Below are 18,028 nucleotides of genomic sequence, written 5' to 3'. Positions count from 1 at the left end.
GGACCGGCGCGTCGACGGCTATGACTACACCGGCGTGGAAGGCTCGCTGGGACAGTCATCCGTCACGAAGATCTCAGCCACGGATTTCGCGCTGACCCAGACCTGGGGCAGTTGCTGGCAGGGCTATTGCGGCAGCTGGGCCTCCGTCTATCGCCTGGCGCCGGGGCAGATATCGACCTTGCTGGGCAGCGTGGCAATGAGCGCGGAAAACAGCGGTGCGCTGGAACCGTGCGCGGACGCGCTCGCCGGCAAGCCGCTCGCGCCCGCCGAACGCGGCACGGACAGCCAGGACGATGGCGAGCAGGTCTGCTACCAGGTGGAGGGCAAGCCGGCCTTCGCGCTCGGCACGGATGCGCCGGGGGAGCTCACGCTGACGTTCCAGGGCGAGGAGGTCAAGGTGCCCGGCGGCGCGGCCAAGCCCCGGCGCCGCTCGCTGGACGCAGTGGTGCGCTATCGTTTCCAGGACGGCAGGTACCTGGTGAGCCAGGGCCAGAACCCGGTTCCCTCTTTCTGAGCCTCCCAGGCCGGGGCGCGCCGCCGGGGCTTACCGGTGCTTGCGGGGGCGGCGCGGAAGGCGTAGCTTGTCGGCTTGCCGCCGCCGCGACGGCAAGACTCCCACGGTCCTGACCGCGCGCCGCCCGCTGCCGCCACTTCCCGAGCCGCGCCTGCACGCTTGCCGGCTCCGGCGTGCCCGTCCCACGCACTCAGAGAATCGCGCACCCATGACCGACATCCATCACGCCGCCGCCCAGGGTTTTTCCAGCCAGGCCGATACCTACGCCCGTGGCCGCCCCGACTATCCGCCGGCGCTTGGCGCCTGGCTGGAACAGGAGCTTGGCCTGCGGGCCGGCAAGACCGTGCTGGACCTGGGCGCGGGCACTGGCAAGTTCAGCCGCCTGCTGCTGGCTACCGGCGCCACCGTGATCGCGGTCGAGCCGGTTGCGGCCATGCGTGCGCGGCTCAGCGCCGCGGTGCCCTCGGTGCAGGCGCTCGAGGGCACCGCCGAGGCCATCCCGCTGCCCGGCGCCAGCGTCGACGCGGTGGTCTGCGCGCAAGCCTTCCACTGGTTCGCCAACAGCGCCGCCATGGCCGAGATCGGCCGCGTGCTGCGCCCGGGCGGCAAGCTCGGCCTGGTCTGGAACGTACGCGACGAATCGGTCGACTGGGTGGCGCGGCTCACCGCCATCATGACGCCGTTCGAGGGCGATGCGCCGCGCTTCTACAAAGGCGACTGGAAGGCGGTGTTTCCGGCGGCAGGCTTCGGCGAACTAGCCCTGTCCGCCTTCCCCTACGAGCATGTCGGTCCCGCGCAGCAGGTGGTCGTGGACCGCGTGATGTCGGTCAGTTTCATTGCCTCGCTGCCGCCGGCGCAGCAGGATGCGGTGCGCGCACGGCTGCAGGCCGTGATCGACGGCAGCCCGGCGCTGGCCGGCAAGCCGAGCGTGGCGTTTCCCTACCGGACCGAGGCGTATAGCTGCCAGCGGCTGGGGTAGCAGGCGCGGGCGGGGGGGCTACGGGGAAGCCGTGCCTGGCGCCGGAGCCGGTGCGGTCATGCCGTAGTCGGCCGGCGCGTCGGCCGGGCGCGGCGTGTCACCCGCTCGTTCGATCCAGCCGCCGCCGAGGAACTGGTAGAGATCGACCAGGTTCGTCAACCGTTGCAGCCGCGCGTTGATCAGCAGCAACTGCGCGCTGTAGAGGTCGTTTTGCGCGGTCAGCACGCTCAGGTAGCTGTCCACCCCGTTGCGATAGCGCAGGTCCGACAGCACCAGCCGGCGCTCCTGCGAGCCGGTGAAGCGTTCCAGTGACTTGATCTGGTTGTCGAAGGTGCCGCGCGCGGCCAGGCCATCGGACACCTCGCGAAAGGCGGTCTGGATGGCTTTCTCGTAGCTGGCGATCTCGATGCGTTTCTGTACCTGCGCCAGGTCCAGGGCCGCCACGTTCTGGCCGCCCTGGAAGATCGGCAGGGTAATCTGCGGCGCGAATGACCACGCGCCGGAACCGGGCTTGAACAGGCCGCCGAGCGTTGGCGAGAGCGTGCCCGCATTGCCCGTGAGCGTCACGCGGGGGAAAAAAGCCGCGCGCGCCGCGCCGATGTTCGCGTTGGCGGCCAGCAGTAATTGCTCCGCGGCGGCAATGTCGGGGCGCCGCGTCAGCAGGTCGGACGGCAGGCCCGCCGGGATATCGGCGAGCAGGGCCTGGCTGTTGAGCGGCAGGCCCGGCGGCAGGTCCTCCGGCAATGGCTCTCCCACCAGCAGCACCAGCCCGTTCTCCGCCTGCGCGCGCAGCCGGGCTTCCGTTTCCAGGTTGGCGCGCGCCTGCTCGACGACGCCTTCGGACTGCCGCAGGTCAAGCTCCGAGCCGGTCCCGACATCGAACTTCAGGCTGGTGATGCGCAACGACTCCTCGGCCGTCACCAGCGTGGCGCGCGTGACGGCGAGCGCATCGTCGAAGGCGAGCATGGCGAGATACTGGTTCGCCACCGAAGACAACAGGGCAAGCTCTGCCGCCTTGCGGCTTTCCGCCAGCGACAGGTACTGCGCGAGCGCCTGGTCCGACAGGCTGCGGATACGGCCGAAGAAGTCGATTTCCCATGACGCGTTGAGGCCGACCGAATATTCGGCCGCAATGGTCCGGCCCGCGACCGTCAGGTTCGCCGGCGTGCGCGCCCGGGTTCCCGAGGCCGCCGCGTTGACCGAGGGAAACAACGCCGCGCGCGTGATCTGGTACTGCGCCCGCGCCGCTTCTATGTTCAGTACCGACACGCGCAGGTCGCGGTTGTTCTTCAGCGCCAGCTCGAGCAGGCGCTGAAGACGCGGATCGGCAAAGAAATCCCGCCAGCCGATATCGGTCGCCGGCGCGGCCGCCGTGGTACTCTCCGCGCCGCTCGCGGCGGGCTGCTGGCCGTAGGCGCCGCCGGCGGGGAAGGCCGGCGCAACAGGGGCGGCCGGGCGCTCGTAGCGTGGCTGGAGCGTGCAGCCGGCGGCAAGGATGGCCACGGCGGTCGTGATCGATGCGAGTCTGGGCATCTCAGTGTCCTTCCCTGTGCATGCCGGCGTCGCCGTTGCTGTCCGGCTGGTCAGGCTGGCCGGAAGGCGGCGATGGCGGGGGAGGCGTCCCCGGCGCTGCCTTGGTCTTGCTGAACTTGCCGATCACGACGAAGAACATCGGGATCATGAAGATGGCCAGGAAGGTCGCCGTCAGCATCCCGCCGATCACGCCGGTACCGATCGCATGCTGGCTGCCCGAGCCCGCGCCGTTGCTGAGCGCAAGCGGCATCACGCCAAGGATGAAGGCGAGCGATGTCATCAGGATCGGGCGCAGGCGCAGGCGGGAGGCCTCCACCGCCGCATTGATGGTGCTCATGCCCTGGTCGCGCAGGTCGCGGGCGAATTCCACGATCAGGATGGCGTTCTTGGCCGACAGGCCCACCGTGGTCAGCAGGCCGACCTGGAAGAACACGTCGTTCTCCAGCCCGCGCAGGGTGGCTGCCAGCAGCGCGCCCAGGACGCCGAGCGGCACGACCATGATCACAGAGAACGGAATCGACCAGCTTTCATACAGCGCGGCCAGGCACAGGAACACGAACAGGATCGAAATGCCATAGAGGATCGGCGCCTGCGAGCCGGACTGGCGCTCCTGGTACGACAGGCCCGTCCATTCGTAGCCGATGCCGGGCGGCAGTTTGGCGGCGATGGCTTCCATGGCGTTCATCGCCTGGCCGGTGGATTTGCCGGAAGCGGCCGCGCCCTGGATCTCGGTCGCCGGAATGCCGTTGAAGCGTTCCAGCTTGGGAGATCCATAGATCCAGGCCCCCGAACCGAATGCCGCGAACGGCACCATGCCGCCGGACGCGTTGCGCACGTACCAGGCGTTCAGGTCCTCGGGATTCATGCGGAATCTCGGCTCTCCCTGCACGTAGACCTTCTTGATCCGGTTGTCGGTGTCGAGGAAGTTGTTGATGTACAGGGAAGCCCATGCCGCGGAGAAAGTCTGGTCGATGTCCGCGGCGCTGACACCGAGCGCATTGGCTTTTTCGCGGTCGATGTTGACCTTGAACTGCGGTGTGTCGTTCAGGCCGTTCGGGCGGACCTGCGCGAGCATCGGATCCTGCGCCGCCATGCCGAGCAGCATATTGCGCGCCTGCATCAGTTTCTCGTGGCCCAGGCCGGCGCGATCCTGCAACTCGAAGTCGAAACCCGCGGCCGTGCCGAGTTCCGGGATCGACGGCGGATTCAACGGGAACACGTTGGCGTCCTTGTACCCGGCGAAATGTCCGAAGATCCGCTTGACCAGGGCAGGGGCTTTAAGGTCCGCGGACTCGCGCTGCTTGAAGTCCTTCAGCCGCACGAACACCAGGCCGGAGTTCTGCCCCCGGCCGGCAAAGCTGAAGCCGTTCACCGTCAGCACCGCCTCGACCGCGTCTTTCTCGCTATTCAGCAGGTACTGCTGCACATCCAGCAGCACCTTGGCGGTGCGCTCCTGCGTGGAGCCCACGGGCGCCTGCACCAGCACGAACATCGTGCCCTGGTCTTCTTCCGGCAGGAACGCCTTGGGCAGCCGCACGAACAGGAAGCCCACGATCAGGATCACCACCAGGTAGATGATCAGCCAGCGGCCGGAGCGCCGGATCACGTGCACCACGCCGCCACGGTATTTCTGCTGGCTCTTCGCGAACGTACGGTTGAACCAGCCGAAGAAGCCGGTCTTTTCGTCGTGATGGCCCTTCGGGATCGGCTCGAGCATGGTCGCGCACAACGCCGGCGTCAGGATCAGCGCGACCATCACGGACAGCACCATGGCGGCGACGATGGTCAGCGAGAACTGCCGGTAGATCGCGCCCACCKAGCCGCCGGAGAACGCCACCGGCACGAACACCGCCGACAGCACCAGGGCCACGCCGACCAGCGCGCCGGTGATCTGCTCCATGGCCTTGCGCGTCGCGTCGCGCGGCGACAGGCCTTCCTCGGCCATGACCCGCTCGACGTTCTCCACCACCACGATCGCATCGTCCACCAGCAGGCCGATGGCCAGTACCATGCCGAACATCGACAGCGTGTTGATCGAAAACCCCACCACCGACATCACCGCGAACGTCCCCAGCAGCACCACCGGCACCGCGATCGTCGGGATCAGCGTGGCGCGCAGGTTCTGCAGGAACAGGTACATGACCAGGAACACCAGCACGATGCCTTCGATCAGGGTCTTGATCACTTCCTCGATCGACAGCGTGATGAACGGCGTGATGTCGTACGGATACTCCACCACCACGCCCTGCGGCGCGTACCGCAGCAGCTCGGTCATCTTGGCGCGTACCGCCTTTGCTGTGCTGAGCGCGTTGGCACCGGTGGCGAGCTGGATGCCGAAGGCCGCGGTCGGCTGGCCGTTGTACTTGGTGTCGAAGTTGTAGTTCTCGCCGCCAAGATCGATCCGCGCCACATCCTTCAGGCGCACCTGCGAGCCGTCGGTATTCACTTTCAGCAGGATATTGCCGAACTGCGCAGGGGTTTGCAGCAGCGTGGCTTCCGTGATGGTGGCCTGCAGCATTTGTCCCGGCACCGACGGCGTGCCGCCCAGGCTGCCGCCGGCCACCTGCACGTTCTGCGCCGCGACCGCGTTCTTGACGTCGATCGGCGTCAGGCTGTAGTTGTTCAGCTTGGTCGCGTCCAGCCAGATGCGCATCGCGTACTGCGTGCCGAACAGCGTCACCGTACCGACGCCGTCGATCCGGCTGACCGGGTCCAGCACCTTCGATGCCACGTAGTTGGCGAGGTCGTAGCGGCCCATGCTGCCATCCTTCGACACAAAGGCGAGGATCAGCAGGAAGCTGCTGCTCGATTTCGTGACCTTGGTGCCCAGTTGCTGCACGGCCTGCGGCAAGAGCGGCGTCGCGAGTTGCAGCTTGTTCTGTACCTGGACCTGCGCAATGTCCGGATTGGTGCCGGCCGCGAAGGTCAGCGTGATGGTGGCCGTGCCGGAGTCGTCGCTGGTGGAGGACAGGTAGAGCAGGTGATCGAGACCGCTCATCTGCTGCTCGATTACCTGCGTGACGGTATCTTCGACGGTTTTTGCGGAAGCGCCGGGATAGGTGGCGCTGATCTGGACGGCGGGCGGGGCAATCGTCGGGTACTGGGCAACCGGCAACGTGGCGGTGGAGGCCAGGCCGGCCAGCATCAGGATGATGGCGATCACCCACGCAAAGATTGGCCGGTCGATAAAGAACTTTGCCATGAAGGCGGCTCCCTTTTATTGCGCGGCCGGGGTGGATGACGGGGATGGCGCCGACGATGGCGCCGCTGTCGCCGATGCCGCAGGCGCGCTCGCGGGGGGCGTTGCCTGCGCGCCGGAGGCCGGCTGCGCCGGCACCTGGGCCTCGACCGGCTTTACCGTCATGCCGGGTTTTGCCTTTTCCACGCCGTTCACGATCACGCGATCGCCCGGTAGCAGGCCGCTGTCCACCACCCAGCCATTGCCGAAGGTGCCCGAAGTGGCGATCTGGCGCTGGGCTACCTTGTTGTCCTGGCCGACCACGAGCACCACCGGCTGCCCCTTCTGGTCATGCGTGACGCCGATCTGGGGCACGACGATGGCCTTGTCGTTCATGCCCTCGTCGATGCGCGCGCGCACGAACATGCCCGGCAGCAGCACCCGGTCCTGGTTGGGGAAGATCGCGCGCACCGTGACGGAGCCCGTGCCCTGGTCGACGCTCACGTCGGTGAACTGGATCTGGCCGGTCTGCGGGTAAGTGCGGCCGTCTTCGAGCAGCAGCGTGACCTTGGCGGCGTTGGCGCCGCTGGTCTGCAACCGGCCTTCCAGGATCTGGCGGCGCAGCCGCAGGCCTTCCACGCTCGATTGCGTCAGGTTGACGTAGATGGGGTCCATTTGCTGCACGGTGGTCAGCAGGGTGGCCTGGCTGGCCTGCACGTAGGCGCCCGGCGTGACCTGCGACACGCCGCTGCGCCCGGTGATCGGCGAGACGACATCGGTGTAGCCCAGGTTGATCTGCGCCGTTTCCACGCCAGCCTTGCCAGCTGCCACGTCGGCCACCGCCTGGCCCAGGGCGGCAACGGCGTTGTCGTAGTCCTGCTTGCTCACGGCGTTTGCCCCGACCAGTATCTTGTAGCGCTGGACCAGCGCTTGCTGCGTGCCGACGTTGGCCTGCGCCTTCGCCAGCGCCGCCTTGGCATTGTTGAGCGCGGCAATGTAGGGCGTCGGGTCGATCTTGTAGAGACGCTGTCCGGTCTTGACGTCGGAGCCCTCGGTGAATTCCCGGCGCTGCACGATGCCATCGACCCGCGCGCGCACCTGCGCCACCAGGAACGCGCTGGTGCGGCCGGGTAGTTCGGTCGTGACAGGCACGGTGGCCGGCTTGACGGTGACGACGCCGACTTCCAGCGGCGGGGGCGGCGGCGCAGCAGGTTTCTGTCCGCACGCGGCAAGCACTACGGCAATCGTCGCGGCACTGATATGGCGAAATGGAACCCGCTCGATGCGCATGAAAGAACCTCGGAATCGGTGGTAGGGGACTGGAGACACGAAAACACGCATGCGCCGGATGCGCGCCGGACCGGGCCGGCGGGGCGGCTTGACGGCCCGGTGACGGATGCGGCGCGGCGGGGCGCCGGCCGGCGCCGGGGAAGCAAGGCGGCAGCCATTCCGGCTTTGCGCCGCGCAAGGCCATCGTTGAAGGTTCGGCTATCGGTCGTGGCCGCGATCAGGGCGGCGGCGATGGCCGGAAGCCTCGCACGGCGCGCGGGAAAGGCCGTGAGAGCGTTGATGCCTGACCTGGCCATGGGAAATGGCAGGACGAACGAGGTGGAGGAAGGTGATTTCCGCAAACTGAATGCGAGCCTGTGTCAGTGCACTCAATCCAGCCATTGCTCGATCACTTCATCGTGACGTCATGCCGTCATGCCGTGAAGCGCTGTGACTATTCATTTACCGTCACAGCAGGGCAGAGTGGGGCGAAACGGCGGGGCGAAATGGCGCATCACATCACTCTAGATCACTTGCATGACAATGCAAGGAACGTCGTGAAGTATCGCGGGCCGCACGAGCCTGGCGCGGAAGTCGGCGATACGCCGCGATTGCGGCGGCGGACAGCGACGCACCCCCTGCGATGGAATAAAACCGGGGCGCCATGCGTTTACCCGTTGGGCAGGACCGGCGGCGGCATGCGCGCAGCCGGCCGTGGCGCATGCGGCATCGGCCGATGCCGCCGCCGCGTGGCCTGCCACCAAGGAGACCAACATGAAAGCGCTCCGACTGGTTTCAGCATTGCTGCTGGCGTTGATGGCGGTGGCGGCCTGCTCGTCGGATGGCGGCGGGTCCGGCCAGTCATCGGCCTCGCGCGACGGCAGCCGTAGCACGAGCGGCACCGGCGGCATGGGCGGCGGCGGGTACTGAGATCCGCGCGGATGCATCGGGATGCGTGCCCCATGTCTTGTCAGCTGTGAGCTTTGGCGATGACATAGCGGTCTGGCTTCCGCAACTGCGGCGCTATGCGCGCGCCCTTACCGGCGACGCCGCGTGGGCGGACGACCTGGTGCAGGACACCGCGGAGCGCGCGATCGCCCAGGGCAGCCGCCTGCGCGCGGGCAGCAACGTCAGGGCCTGGATGCTGACCGTGCTGCGTAATCTCTATATCGATCAGTTGCGCCGCCGCCGCGAAGTGGCCGTGGACGACGCCGACCCGCTGTGGCAGCGGCAGGAGGCCCCGGCAGGCGAAATCGACGGGCTCTTGCTGCGCGATGTGCAACGCGCGCTGTACCGGCTGCCGGCAGAGCAGCGTGAAGTGCTGCTGCTGATCGTGCTGGAGGGCTTGAGCTACCAGGAGGCCGCCGCGGTATTGCAGGTGCCGCCTGGCACCGTGATGTCGCGCCTGGCGCGGGCGCGGGAGCACTTGCGCGCGTGGCTTGGCGATGGCACCGGTGGCGCAGGTGGAAACAGCGAGCGGCACGTGCCGCTCAAGGTGGTGAGAAATACGCCATGAACGACGATCGGGAAACTGGCTCCAGCCAACCCGCACCGGATATCGAGGCGATAGCGCGCTTGTGCGCGCTGGTGGACGGCGAACTGCCGGAGTCCGAAGCGGCGGCCGCCCGCGCGGCGCTGGCGCATGACGCGCAGGCGGCAATGCTGGCGGAGCGCTATCGCCAGCAGAATGCCGCGCTCAAGGCCTTGTTTCCGCTGCCAGCCAACCTGCGTTATGTGCTGGTCAGGGCGCGGCCGCGCTGGTGGCGCCGTGCCCTTGCCGCGCTGGGCTGGGCGCTGGCCGGAATGGCGCTTGCCCTCGGCGTGGCCTGGCTTCCCGGTGCGAGCGCCGATCCCCGCGAGTTCGCGCGCCACGCCGATGCCGCCTACGCGGTGTTCGCGCCCGAACAGCGCCATCCGGTCGAGGTGGCGGCTGCCGACCAGCCACACTTGCAGGCCTGGCTGTCGCGCCGGCTCGCGCGCACGCTGACCATCCCGTCGCTGGACGAATACGGATTCGCGCTGCTGGGTGGCCGGCTGCTTGTGGGCGACGCCGGCCCGGCTGCGCAACTGATGTACCAGAACGCGGCCGGCGAGCGGCTCACGCTGTACATCACGCCGGCGGCGCCGGCTTCGGCCTCGCTCGGCCTGCTGCGCCAGGCGGACCGCCGCACCTATTACTGGGTCGGGGGCGGGGCCGGCTATGCGCTGTCAGGCCAACTGGGCGAAGCTCGCCTGCGCGCCATCGCCGGCGATGTCTGCGCCAGCCTGGGAGGGCATCCGGAGGCGTGGCGATAGCGGTCCGCGGCGCGTTTTGACGACGTCAGGCAGCGTGGCATGAACGGGGGAATAAACGGGGGGAATAAGCGGGGGCGCCAATCCGTTTACGTAATGCAGGCGCGCAGGCGCGTGCGCCAGCCGCGCCAGCGGGTCCTGCAGGCAAACCGATGTGCCGCGGGATGTGCCTTGCGCGTTGCCCTGGTACGTCGCAAACGTCGGGCGTTCGTTCCCTGGGATGACATCATGGGAAAAGCTCTGGGTGCCGTGGCGGCGTTGCTTGCCGGCCTCGGCTTGAGCGTGCCGGCCGCAGCGCAGATGGCCGCTGACGCATGGAACGGCTATTCGTCGCCCTGCCAGCAGATGGCGGGACAGGTGGAGATCGATGGCTACCTGCAGCAAGTGGTCGGGCTGGCCTGCCTGCAGCCGGACGGTTCGTGGCAGATGGTGGAAAGCTCCGGCGGCACCATGATCTATACGCAGCCGGCTTACTACGTCGATCCGTGGTACTGGGCGCCGGTCGGTGTCGGCTTTGGGGCGAGCTTTATCTTCGTTGACCGTTTTCATCACTTTCACCATATGCACCACATGTCCTTCGCGCACGCGGGGGGCGGCTTCCATGGCGGCATGCGCGGTGGGTTCCGGGGCGGGTTCCGCGGTGGATTCCAGGGTGGATTCCAGGGTGGATTCCATGGGGGCGGCGGTGGCGGTGGCCACCACCATTGAGGAGGGAGGCCGGCGCCGGACGTGAATGCGAAACAGGTGCTTCCGCCGGACTGTTCCACGGCGCGGTTTGCGCGGGCCCTGGATGATTTCGCCTCGGTGCTCGGGGAGGGCGCGGTATTGTCAGCGCCCTCCGACCTCGCCGCCTATCTCGATCCCTACTCGCCACTGCCCGATGAAGATCCGGGGGCCTTCGCCCCCTCCGCGGTGTTGCTGCCGGCCAGCATTGCCCAAGTGCAGGACGCGCTGCGCGTGGCAAGCGCCGCGGGCCTTGCGCTCTGGCCGGTTTCCATTGGCCGCAACCTGGGCTACGGCGGCGCCGCGCCGCGGCAGCGCGGCACGCTGGTGCTCGACCTGCGGCGCATGAACCGCATTCTCGAAGTGAACCCGGCGCTGGCCTATGCGCTGGTGGAGCCGGGCGTCAGCTATTTCGATCTCCACGCGCATTTGCGCCGCGAAGGCATTGCGCTGTGGATCGATCCGCCGGCGGTCGGCTGGGGCAGCGTGATCGGCAATACGCTGGAGCGCGGGTTTGGCGTCACGCCCTATGGCGATCACGCCGCCATGCAGTGCGGCATGGAGGTGGTACTGGCCAGCGGGGAGATCGTGCGCACCGGCATGGGCGCGCTGTCCGGCGGCACGGCCTGGCAATTGCACCGGGACGGCTATGGCCCTGGCATCGATGGCCTGTTCATGCAATCCAATCTCGGCATCGTCACCAAGATGGGCATCTGGCTGATGCCCGCGCCGGAGACGGTCTTGCTGTGCCAGGCCAGCTTTGCCCGCGAATCCGACCTAGAGACGGTAGTCGACACGCTGCGCCCGCTGCGGCTGGCCGAGGTCGTGCACGGGCCGGCCGTGATCGAAAGCGCCGTGCGCTGGGCCGCCGGCGTGTCGGCGCGCAGCGACTGGTATGACGGTGCCGGCCCCATGCCGGCAACGGCGCTGCAAGCCATGATCCGCAAGCTGGACATCGGCTGGTGGAACCTGCGTTTCGGCCTGTACGGACCGGCCGCGCTGGTGCAGGCGCGCTGGCGCATCGCGCGCAAGGCATTCGGCGCGATCCCCGGCGCGCGCCTGCGGGCCTGGCCGTACGACGCCGCCGGCGTGGCCAGCGCGCCGCCGGACAGCGCAGGCGCGCTGGGCCTGCTTGGCGTGCCCAGCTTGTCGGCCATGCGCATGCTGGCGTGGTGCGGCGGCGACGGCGCGCACCTCGATATCTCGCCACTGTGCCCGGCCACCGGTGCCGATGCCATGCGGCAATACCTGCTGGTGCGCGATCGCGCGGCGGCGCACGGCTTCGACTACTACGGTGGCTTCACCGCGGCGCCACGGTGCCTGCATCACATCTTCGCCGCCATCTTCGATCGTGCCGACCCGCAGCAGCGCAGCCAGGCGCGCGCGCTTGCGCACCGGCTGGCGGGCGAACTGGGCGCCRCAGGCTACGGCCTGTACCGCGCCCATCCGGACCTGATGGACCGCGTGGCGGCACAGCRGGATTTCAACGGGCATGCCATGCTGCGGCTGGTCGAGCGGGTCAAGGATGCGCTCGACCCGGCGGGCATGCTGGCGCCGGGGAAGCAGGGCATCTGGCCACGCGGGCGGCGTCCCCGCGCGCAGGGTGGCGGGGACAATTCCTTCGCCTGCGCCATTCAAGCTTTCCAGTCCTGTTTCCTGTTTCCTGTTTCTACATACATGCCACGTAAAGCTGCCCAGCTATCCGAAGCCGACAAGCATGCCGCGGAAGGCGGCGCCGTAGCCGTGGACCGGGCCCTCTATGTGCTCTCCGCGTTCCATCTTGGCGACACCACACTGAGCCTGGTCGAACTGGCACAGCGTACGGGCCTCTACAAAAGCACGCTGCTGCGCTTGCTGGCGTCGCTCGAACATGCCAGGCTGATCCTGCGTCATACCGATGGCCGCTATGGGCTAGGTCCCGAAGTGGCTCGCCTGCACTCGGTGTATTCCGCCTCCTTCTCGCTGGAGATGGTGGTGATGCCCGTGCTGCGCCAGCTGGTGCAGGCCACGCGCGAGAGCGCCGCCTTTCACGTCGAGCAGGGCGAGCATCGCCTGTGCCTGTACCGTGTCGATTCGCCGCAGCCGGTGCGCGACCACGCCAAGGCGGGCGAACTGCTGCCGCGCAACCGCGGCGCCGGCGGCCGCGTGCTGCGCGCATTCAGCGGCGCGCGCGGAGAGATCTACCAGAAGATCCGGGAAGAGGGCGTTGCCGCGCTGGTTGGCGACCGGATCCCGGACATTGCCGGCGTGTCATCGCCCGTGTTCGGTCCGGACGGCCAGCTGAAGGGCGCGCTGACGTTGACCTGCCCCACGCCGCGCTTTGACGAGGCGTTTCGCCCGCATGTGCTGCTTGCGGCGCGTGACCTGACTGTGGCGCTGGGGGGCACCTTCCCGTTTCCTGTCTGATACCCGGGGATCCAGGCCTCGCTGGCGCTTGCCACGGTCGCCGGTCGCACGCCGGCTCGCTGTTAGCGCTGCGTCGCTTCCTCCGTCCGAACCTGACACGAAACCAACGATGTTTGTCAGGGACAACCATGCCCGGCTTGTCGGGGGTGCCCGGTGGGGCCCCGTGACGTTATCATGCGCCTTTGCGAAATTGACCCGGTATCCAGGCCGCCCCCGCCCCCGCACCTTCCCGTCAACGTCACCGGCAACACGGTATCTTCAAAGGAATCCCGTGCAGTTAGACCAGCAAACGATCGTCGTCGTCATGGTGGTTGTGTACGCCAGCGCGCTGGCCATTTCGGCGGGCCTCCTGGCGGCCTTGCGTCCCAGTGCCGCCGGGCGCCTGTGGGCATGGGGGCACCTGCTGGTGTCGGCGGCCGGACTGGTGCTGGCCGCCAATGCGTCGGCGCGCCTGGTTTATGTCGGCGCCGCGGGCGCGGCGACGTTTATCGCCGGCAGGCTGCTGATTTACCGCGGCGTGCGGATCTACTGCGGCCTGGTCTCGTGGGACCGCTCGCTGGCAGTGGGCGTGTCGGTGGCCGGACTGGCGCTGCTCGGGGTCGCCGGCATGGCCAACAGCCAGGCGCGCATGCACGTGATCGGCTATGGCTGCCTGGCCCTGGTGGCTGCGCTGACCGCCGGCACGCTGCTGTGCGCCCACGGGGGCCGGCGCAGCATCGGCACGCCGCTGGTGGTGGTCGCCAGCCTGATGCACCTGACGACGCAACTGGCCGGCTTCGCCGCCGGTGTGAACGGCATGGTGGCCTCGGGCCCGTTCTACGCCAGCAGTGCGGACGCATTCCTGCTGCTGACGCCGCTTGTGGCTACCTTGCTGGGGTTGTTCGGCTTCACGCTGATGGCGATGGAGCAGGTTATCGCCGCCAAGGAAGACGGCGCCCGGCTGGACGCGCTGACGCGCCTGCTCAACCGCGGCGCGCTCGACAAGGCGGCTACCAGCCTGGTAGCGGCATGGGAGCGCCACGGCCAGCCCTTGTCGTGCCTGGTGATCGACGTCGATCATTTCAAGCAGGTCAACGACCGTAACGGCCACCATGCCGGCGACAGCGTGCTCAAGCTGATTGCGGAGGCCATCGACAATTCGCGGCGCGCCTCCGATGTGGCCGGCCGCTACGGCGGCGAGGAGTTCTGCATCCTCTGCCCGCATACCGATGAAGGCCAGGCCACGACGCTGGCCAACCGCATCCTGAAGAAAGTGCGTGCCATCCCGCTGCCCGGCGACGGGACGGCCTTCGCCAGCGTAAGCATCGGCGTGGCCGAGCTGCGGGGCGGGGCGGCGGGGGTGGACGGGCTGTGGCGCGCGCTGTTCGCGGCGGCCGACCGTGCCCTCTACGCGGCCAAGGAGTTCGGCCGTGACCGCTATGCGCTGGCGTCCTGGATGGCGCCGGCCACGCGGCCGGTACCTGGCGACGTGGGCGATTCCGTCCACGCGCCGATCCGGTAGTTCTACCGCTCAGTCCTGCGCGGGCGGCACGTCCCGCGGCGGATGGCCGTCATAGGTCCAGATGTACTGGCGCGGGATGGGGCCCTTGTTGCGGCCGCCTTGCTGGGTTTGCTCCCATGCGTGGGCCAGGATGCCGACGGAGCGCGACAGGCAGAACAGCCCACGCGCCAGGGGGGCAGGGAAACCCAGTTCGGCATAGATCACGGCCGTGGCGCCGTCGATATTCATGGGGATGGGCTTGCTGCGGCCGGCGCCCAGTTCGGCCTCCACCGCGCGCGCGATGCCGGCGAAGCGGCCCGAAACCACGCCTTCGGCCGCGGCCTTGTCCACCAGTGCCAGCAGGCGTGGAGCGCGCGGGTCCAGCGGATGGAAGCGGTGGCCGAAGCCGGACACGAACTTGCCGTGGTTGTCGCGGTAATCCGCCAGCGCACCCTTGACCGCTTCTTCTTGCGTTTGTCCGCCGTCGACGCGCCGCGCCACATCCTGGTACAACTCCACCGCCTGCTCGCCGGCGCCGCCGTGCACGTCGCCCAGCACGTTGAYGGCCGACGCCATGGCGTTGTTCAGCCCCACACCGCAAGTGGCAGCCATGCGTGCGATCGCGATGCTGGGCGCCTGCGGGCCGTGGTCCACCGCCGACATCAGCGCGGCATCCAGCAATTCGCCCTGGCCGCGGCCCGGCAGATCGCCCCGCAGCATCAGCCAGATCATCTGCGCGAACGACACCTGCCCGATCAGTTGCTCGATGGGATAGCCGCGGTAGCGGATCTCGCCGGGCTGCATGTCGATGATTTCGGTGCGCCACCAGTCCTGGGACAGCCGCTGGCCTTCGTTGATGGGTTCGCTCATACGGCACGCTCCTGTTGCAGGGTTTCGATGTCAGCCTCGCCATAGCCGAGCTGGGCGAGGATTTCGCGGGTGTGCTGGCCGAGTTCCGGCGGCGGCGTATCGACCGACGGCGCCTCGCCGTTGAGCTTGAAGCCCGTGCGCACCAGCCGGATATCGCGGCCCACGCCGGGCACGTCGGCAAAGTCGCCGATCATGCCGCGCCCGCTGACCTGCGGGTGGTCCAGCGTTTGCGGCACGCTGTAGACCGGGCCGGCCGGCACGCCGGCCTCGTTGAACAACTGCCACCATGCGTCGGCGGACTTCTTCGCCAGCTCGGCTTCCAGCTCGCGCGTCAGCTCGGCGCGGTTGGCCAGCCGCGCCTGGCGTTCCGCGAAGCGCGCGTCGGTGGCGAGTTCCGGGCGACCCACCACCCGGCATACCGCTTCGAACTGTTCCTGCTTGTTGGCGGCGATATTGATCAGGCCCTCGCCGGTGTGGAAGGCCCCCGACGGGCTGGCCGTCATGTTCTCGTTGCCCATCGGCGCCGGAGTCTTGCCGGCGATCAGGTAGTTGGAGACCACCCAGCCCATGGTGGCGAGGGTGGCCTCGAGCATCGACACATCGATGAAATAGCCCTCGGTACGCTGGTGGTCGGCCAGCGCGGCGGCCACGGCAAAGGCCGCGGTGATGCCGCCGATGGTGTCCGAGACCGGGTATCCCACGCGGTAAGGCGCGGTCTGCGGGTCGCCGGTGATGCTCATCACGCCGGACATGCCCTGGATGATCTGGTCGTACGCCGGCAGGTCCGAGAGCGGGCCGTCCTGCCCGAAGCCGGAGATCGCGCAGTAGATCAGCTTGGGATTGATCAGCTTGAGAGCGTCGAAGCCCAGCCCCAGCCGGTCCATCACGCCGGGGCGGAAGTTCTCCACCAGCACGTCGGCGCTCTCCACCAGCTTGCGGAACACTTCCTTGCCGCGCGCGTGCTTGAGGTTGACGGTAATGGAGCGCTTGCCGGGGTTCTGCGCCAGGAAGGACACGCCCATCAGCCGGCGGTTGAGTTCGGCGTCGGCACCGAGCTGGCGGGCGAGGTCGCCGGTGCCCGGCGTTTCCACCTTGATGACTTCAGCGCCCATATGGGCCAGCTGGTGGCAGCAGAAAGGGCCGGCCAGCACATTGGTGAGATCGAGGACGCGGATATGGCGTAGCGGTTTTTGCATGGCGCGGATTCCAGGTATCAGTGCCGGGGCCGGCTTCGTGGCAGCGAAGCCGGCCCCGGGGTGCGGAGCGGTCGGGGCGGTAAAGACCGGGAGGCTTTACTCTACCTTGGCGCCGGACTGGCGCACGATGGTGCCCCAACGGGTGTTTTCCGCCTTCATGAACGCGCCCAGGTCGGCAGGGCTGCCGCCGCGCGGCTCGCTGCCTTCCTCGCGCATCTTGGCGATGGTGTCGGGCTGGGTGATGGCCTTGTTGATTTCCTCGTTGACGCGCTTGACCACGTCCGCCGGCGTGCCGGCCGGCGCTACCAGCGCCTTCCAGTCCTCCGCCTGGAAGCCGGCGTAGCCGCCTTCGATCACGGTGGGCACGTCGGCCAGCAGCGGCATGCGCTTGGCCGAAGTCACCGCGAGGGCACGCAGCTTGCCGGCCTTGATCATGGGCAGCGCGATGGGCGGCGTGGCGAAGTAGAAATCGGTCTGGCCGCCCAGCAGGTCGGTCAGTGCCGGGGAGGCGCCCTTGTACGGCACATGCAACATCTTGATGCCGGTGCGGCGGGCAAACATCTCGCCGGTGAGGTGGCCCACGGTGCCGGTGCCGGCCGAGGCCATCGATAGCTGCTTGCCCTTGCCGGCGGTAACGAGATCAGCCAGGTTCTTGTATGGCGCATCCTTGCGCACGATCAGCACCAGCGGCTGCGCGGAAACCAGCGCCACTGGCGTGAAATCCTTGATCGCGTCGTAGGGCATCTTGGGATACAGGGTGGGATTGATCGCCAGGTTGGCGGTCTGGCCCATGCCCAGCGTGTAGCCGTCCGGACGGGCCTTGGCTACTGCGTCCATGCCGATATTGCCGCCTGCTCCGGCGCGATTTTCCACCACCACGTTCCAGTGGGTGGACATGCCTACCTTGTTGAACACCAGCCGGGCCATGACGTCGGTGCCGCCGGCGGGGGGGAAGGGTACTACCAGGCGCACGGGTTGGCTCGGGTAGCTGTCCGCTGCCGCGGGGGTGGCGGCGGTGGCGAGCATGGCGGGGATGGCGAGGAGGAGCAGGGCACGGATGGGGGAGGGGAAGAGGGTCAATTTTGTCTCCTGTTTGGGGTGGTGCTCTGCACCGTTGGGTGATTTTTTGTGTTCTGTAGGATAGAACAGTGGTCTTACTTAGGGAATTTATTCGAGAGGATAGGAGGGGTGGGGAGGGTTGTCAAGGGTGGGGTTTTATGTGGTTTTGGGGCTTGGGGGTTTTTTATGGAGCGGTGTTGGTTTTTGGACCCAAAGGAATACGACATCCCCCTGCGGGGGACGCCGGTCACTCTTCTTTGCTTCGGCAAAGAAGACTAACGAGAAGAAAGCCGACCCTGCCGGGGGCAGAGCAATAAGGCTTATGGGCCTCGGTGGTTTCGTCGTACGGCCCTGAGTGTTGGCTGGCGTGCCTCACCGGCTTGAAGGACATCGCCACTGCATGACCCAATGGTTTCGTGGTGCGGCCCCCGATGGCGGGTGCCGTGCCCATTCGGCCATCTGCCGTTCGCGGTGCCGAGCGCCACGACGCTGCCCGCCTTGGTGGTTTCGTGGTTTTGTCTCTGGCGGC

Annotated in this window: 14 protein-coding genes and 1 pseudogene; 9 read left to right on the top strand and 6 right to left on the bottom strand. The window is 67.9% G+C overall.

All coding sequences use genetic code 11. The features are described 5' to 3' along the window. A partial coding sequence (locus tag AC1DKD_RS32260; RefSeq protein WP_477144157.1) for a hypothetical protein occupies positions 1 to 514 on the top strand: 514 nt, incomplete at its 5' end. Between the two features lie 208 nt (positions 515 to 722). Then, positions 723 to 1,493, top strand: coding sequence for a class I SAM-dependent methyltransferase (locus tag AC1DKD_RS32255; RefSeq protein WP_441636809.1), 771 nt, complete (start codon positions 723 to 725; stop codon positions 1,491 to 1,493). Positions 1,494 to 1,511: 18 nt separating this feature from the next. On the opposite strand, the gene AC1DKD_RS32250 is transcribed toward AC1DKD_RS32255, so the two are convergent. Genes AC1DKD_RS32250 through AC1DKD_RS32240 form a run of 3 tightly spaced genes read right to left on the bottom strand, consistent with a single transcriptional unit; the run spans position 1,512 to position 7,494 of the window. Beyond that, entirely contained in the window at positions 1,512 to 3,026 is a 1,515-nt protein-coding gene (locus AC1DKD_RS32250; protein ID WP_477102182.1) for an efflux transporter outer membrane subunit, read from the bottom strand. A gap of 1 nt (position 3,027) precedes the next feature. After that, positions 3,028 to 6,228, bottom strand: a complete 3,201-nt coding sequence (locus tag AC1DKD_RS32245; protein WP_477144156.1) for an efflux RND transporter permease subunit — start codon at positions 6,226 to 6,228, stop codon at positions 3,028 to 3,030. A gap of 15 nt (positions 6,229 to 6,243) precedes the next feature. After that, positions 6,244 to 7,494: an efflux RND transporter periplasmic adaptor subunit gene (locus tag AC1DKD_RS32240; RefSeq protein WP_441636815.1), complete on the bottom strand. Its 1,251-nt coding sequence runs from the start codon at positions 7,492 to 7,494 to the stop codon at positions 6,244 to 6,246. A gap of 753 nt (positions 7,495 to 8,247) precedes the next feature. Here AC1DKD_RS32240 and AC1DKD_RS32235 point away from each other — a divergent pair. The 7 genes and pseudogenes from AC1DKD_RS32235 to AC1DKD_RS32205 all read left to right on the top strand — a co-directional run bounded on the left by AC1DKD_RS32235 (position 8,248) and on the right by AC1DKD_RS32205 (position 14,395). Next, positions 8,248 to 8,403, top strand: coding sequence for a hypothetical protein (locus AC1DKD_RS32235; RefSeq protein WP_200876776.1), 156 nt, complete (start codon positions 8,248 to 8,250; stop codon positions 8,401 to 8,403). Between the two features lie 46 nt (positions 8,404 to 8,449). Further along, positions 8,450 to 8,989, top strand: coding sequence for a sigma-70 family RNA polymerase sigma factor (locus AC1DKD_RS32230; protein WP_441637578.1), 540 nt, complete (start codon positions 8,450 to 8,452; stop codon positions 8,987 to 8,989). After that, positions 8,986 to 9,768 carry an anti-sigma factor family protein gene (locus tag AC1DKD_RS32225; protein ID WP_441637572.1) on the top strand — a complete coding sequence of 261 codons (783 nt, stop codon included), beginning with the start codon at positions 8,986 to 8,988 and terminating at the stop codon, positions 9,766 to 9,768. Before AC1DKD_RS32230 ends, AC1DKD_RS32225 begins: the two co-directional genes overlap by 4 nt. 225 nt (positions 9,769 to 9,993) lie before the next feature. Beyond that, entirely contained in the window at positions 9,994 to 10,473 is a 480-nt protein-coding gene (locus AC1DKD_RS32220; RefSeq protein WP_441637574.1) for a hypothetical protein, read from the top strand. A gap of 21 nt (positions 10,474 to 10,494) precedes the next feature. Beyond that, a pseudogene (locus AC1DKD_RS32215) lies at positions 10,495 to 12,084 on the top strand (FAD-binding oxidoreductase); the annotation flags it as partial. Positions 12,085 to 12,165: 81 nt separating this feature from the next. Next, the gene (locus AC1DKD_RS32210) at positions 12,166 to 12,894 is read left to right on the top strand and encodes an IclR family transcriptional regulator (protein WP_441636462.1); all 729 of its coding nucleotides are present in this window, start codon (positions 12,166 to 12,168) and stop codon (positions 12,892 to 12,894) included. Positions 12,895 to 13,165: 271 nt separating this feature from the next. Continuing rightward, the gene (locus AC1DKD_RS32205; protein ID WP_441636460.1) at positions 13,166 to 14,395 is read left to right on the top strand and encodes a GGDEF domain-containing protein; all 1,230 of its coding nucleotides are present in this window, start codon (positions 13,166 to 13,168) and stop codon (positions 14,393 to 14,395) included. Between the two features lie 9 nt (positions 14,396 to 14,404). Here AC1DKD_RS32205 and AC1DKD_RS32200 read toward each other — a convergent pair whose 3' ends face one another. The 3 genes from AC1DKD_RS32200 to AC1DKD_RS32190 form a co-directional block, all read right to left on the bottom strand. Next, a complete protein-coding gene (locus tag AC1DKD_RS32200) occupies positions 14,405 to 15,244 on the bottom strand; it encodes a citryl-CoA lyase (RefSeq protein WP_477144155.1) in 840 nt (279 codons plus the stop codon). Beyond that, entirely contained in the window at positions 15,241 to 16,440 is a 1,200-nt protein-coding gene (locus AC1DKD_RS32195; protein ID WP_035868222.1) for a CaiB/BaiF CoA transferase family protein, read from the bottom strand. The genes AC1DKD_RS32200 and AC1DKD_RS32195 overlap by 4 nt, the downstream gene beginning before the upstream one ends. Positions 16,441 to 16,536: 96 nt before the next feature. Beyond that, complete coding sequence (locus AC1DKD_RS32190; protein WP_441636466.1) at positions 16,537 to 17,466, bottom strand: Bug family tripartite tricarboxylate transporter substrate binding protein; 930 nt, start codon at positions 17,464 to 17,466, stop codon at positions 16,537 to 16,539. Positions 17,467 to 18,028 lie beyond the last annotated feature (562 nt).

It is taken from the genome of Cupriavidus sp. 05T313, assembly GCF_056396665.1.
Note: the sequence above shows the minus strand (reverse complement) of the source record. Positions and strands in the feature narration are given on the sequence as shown.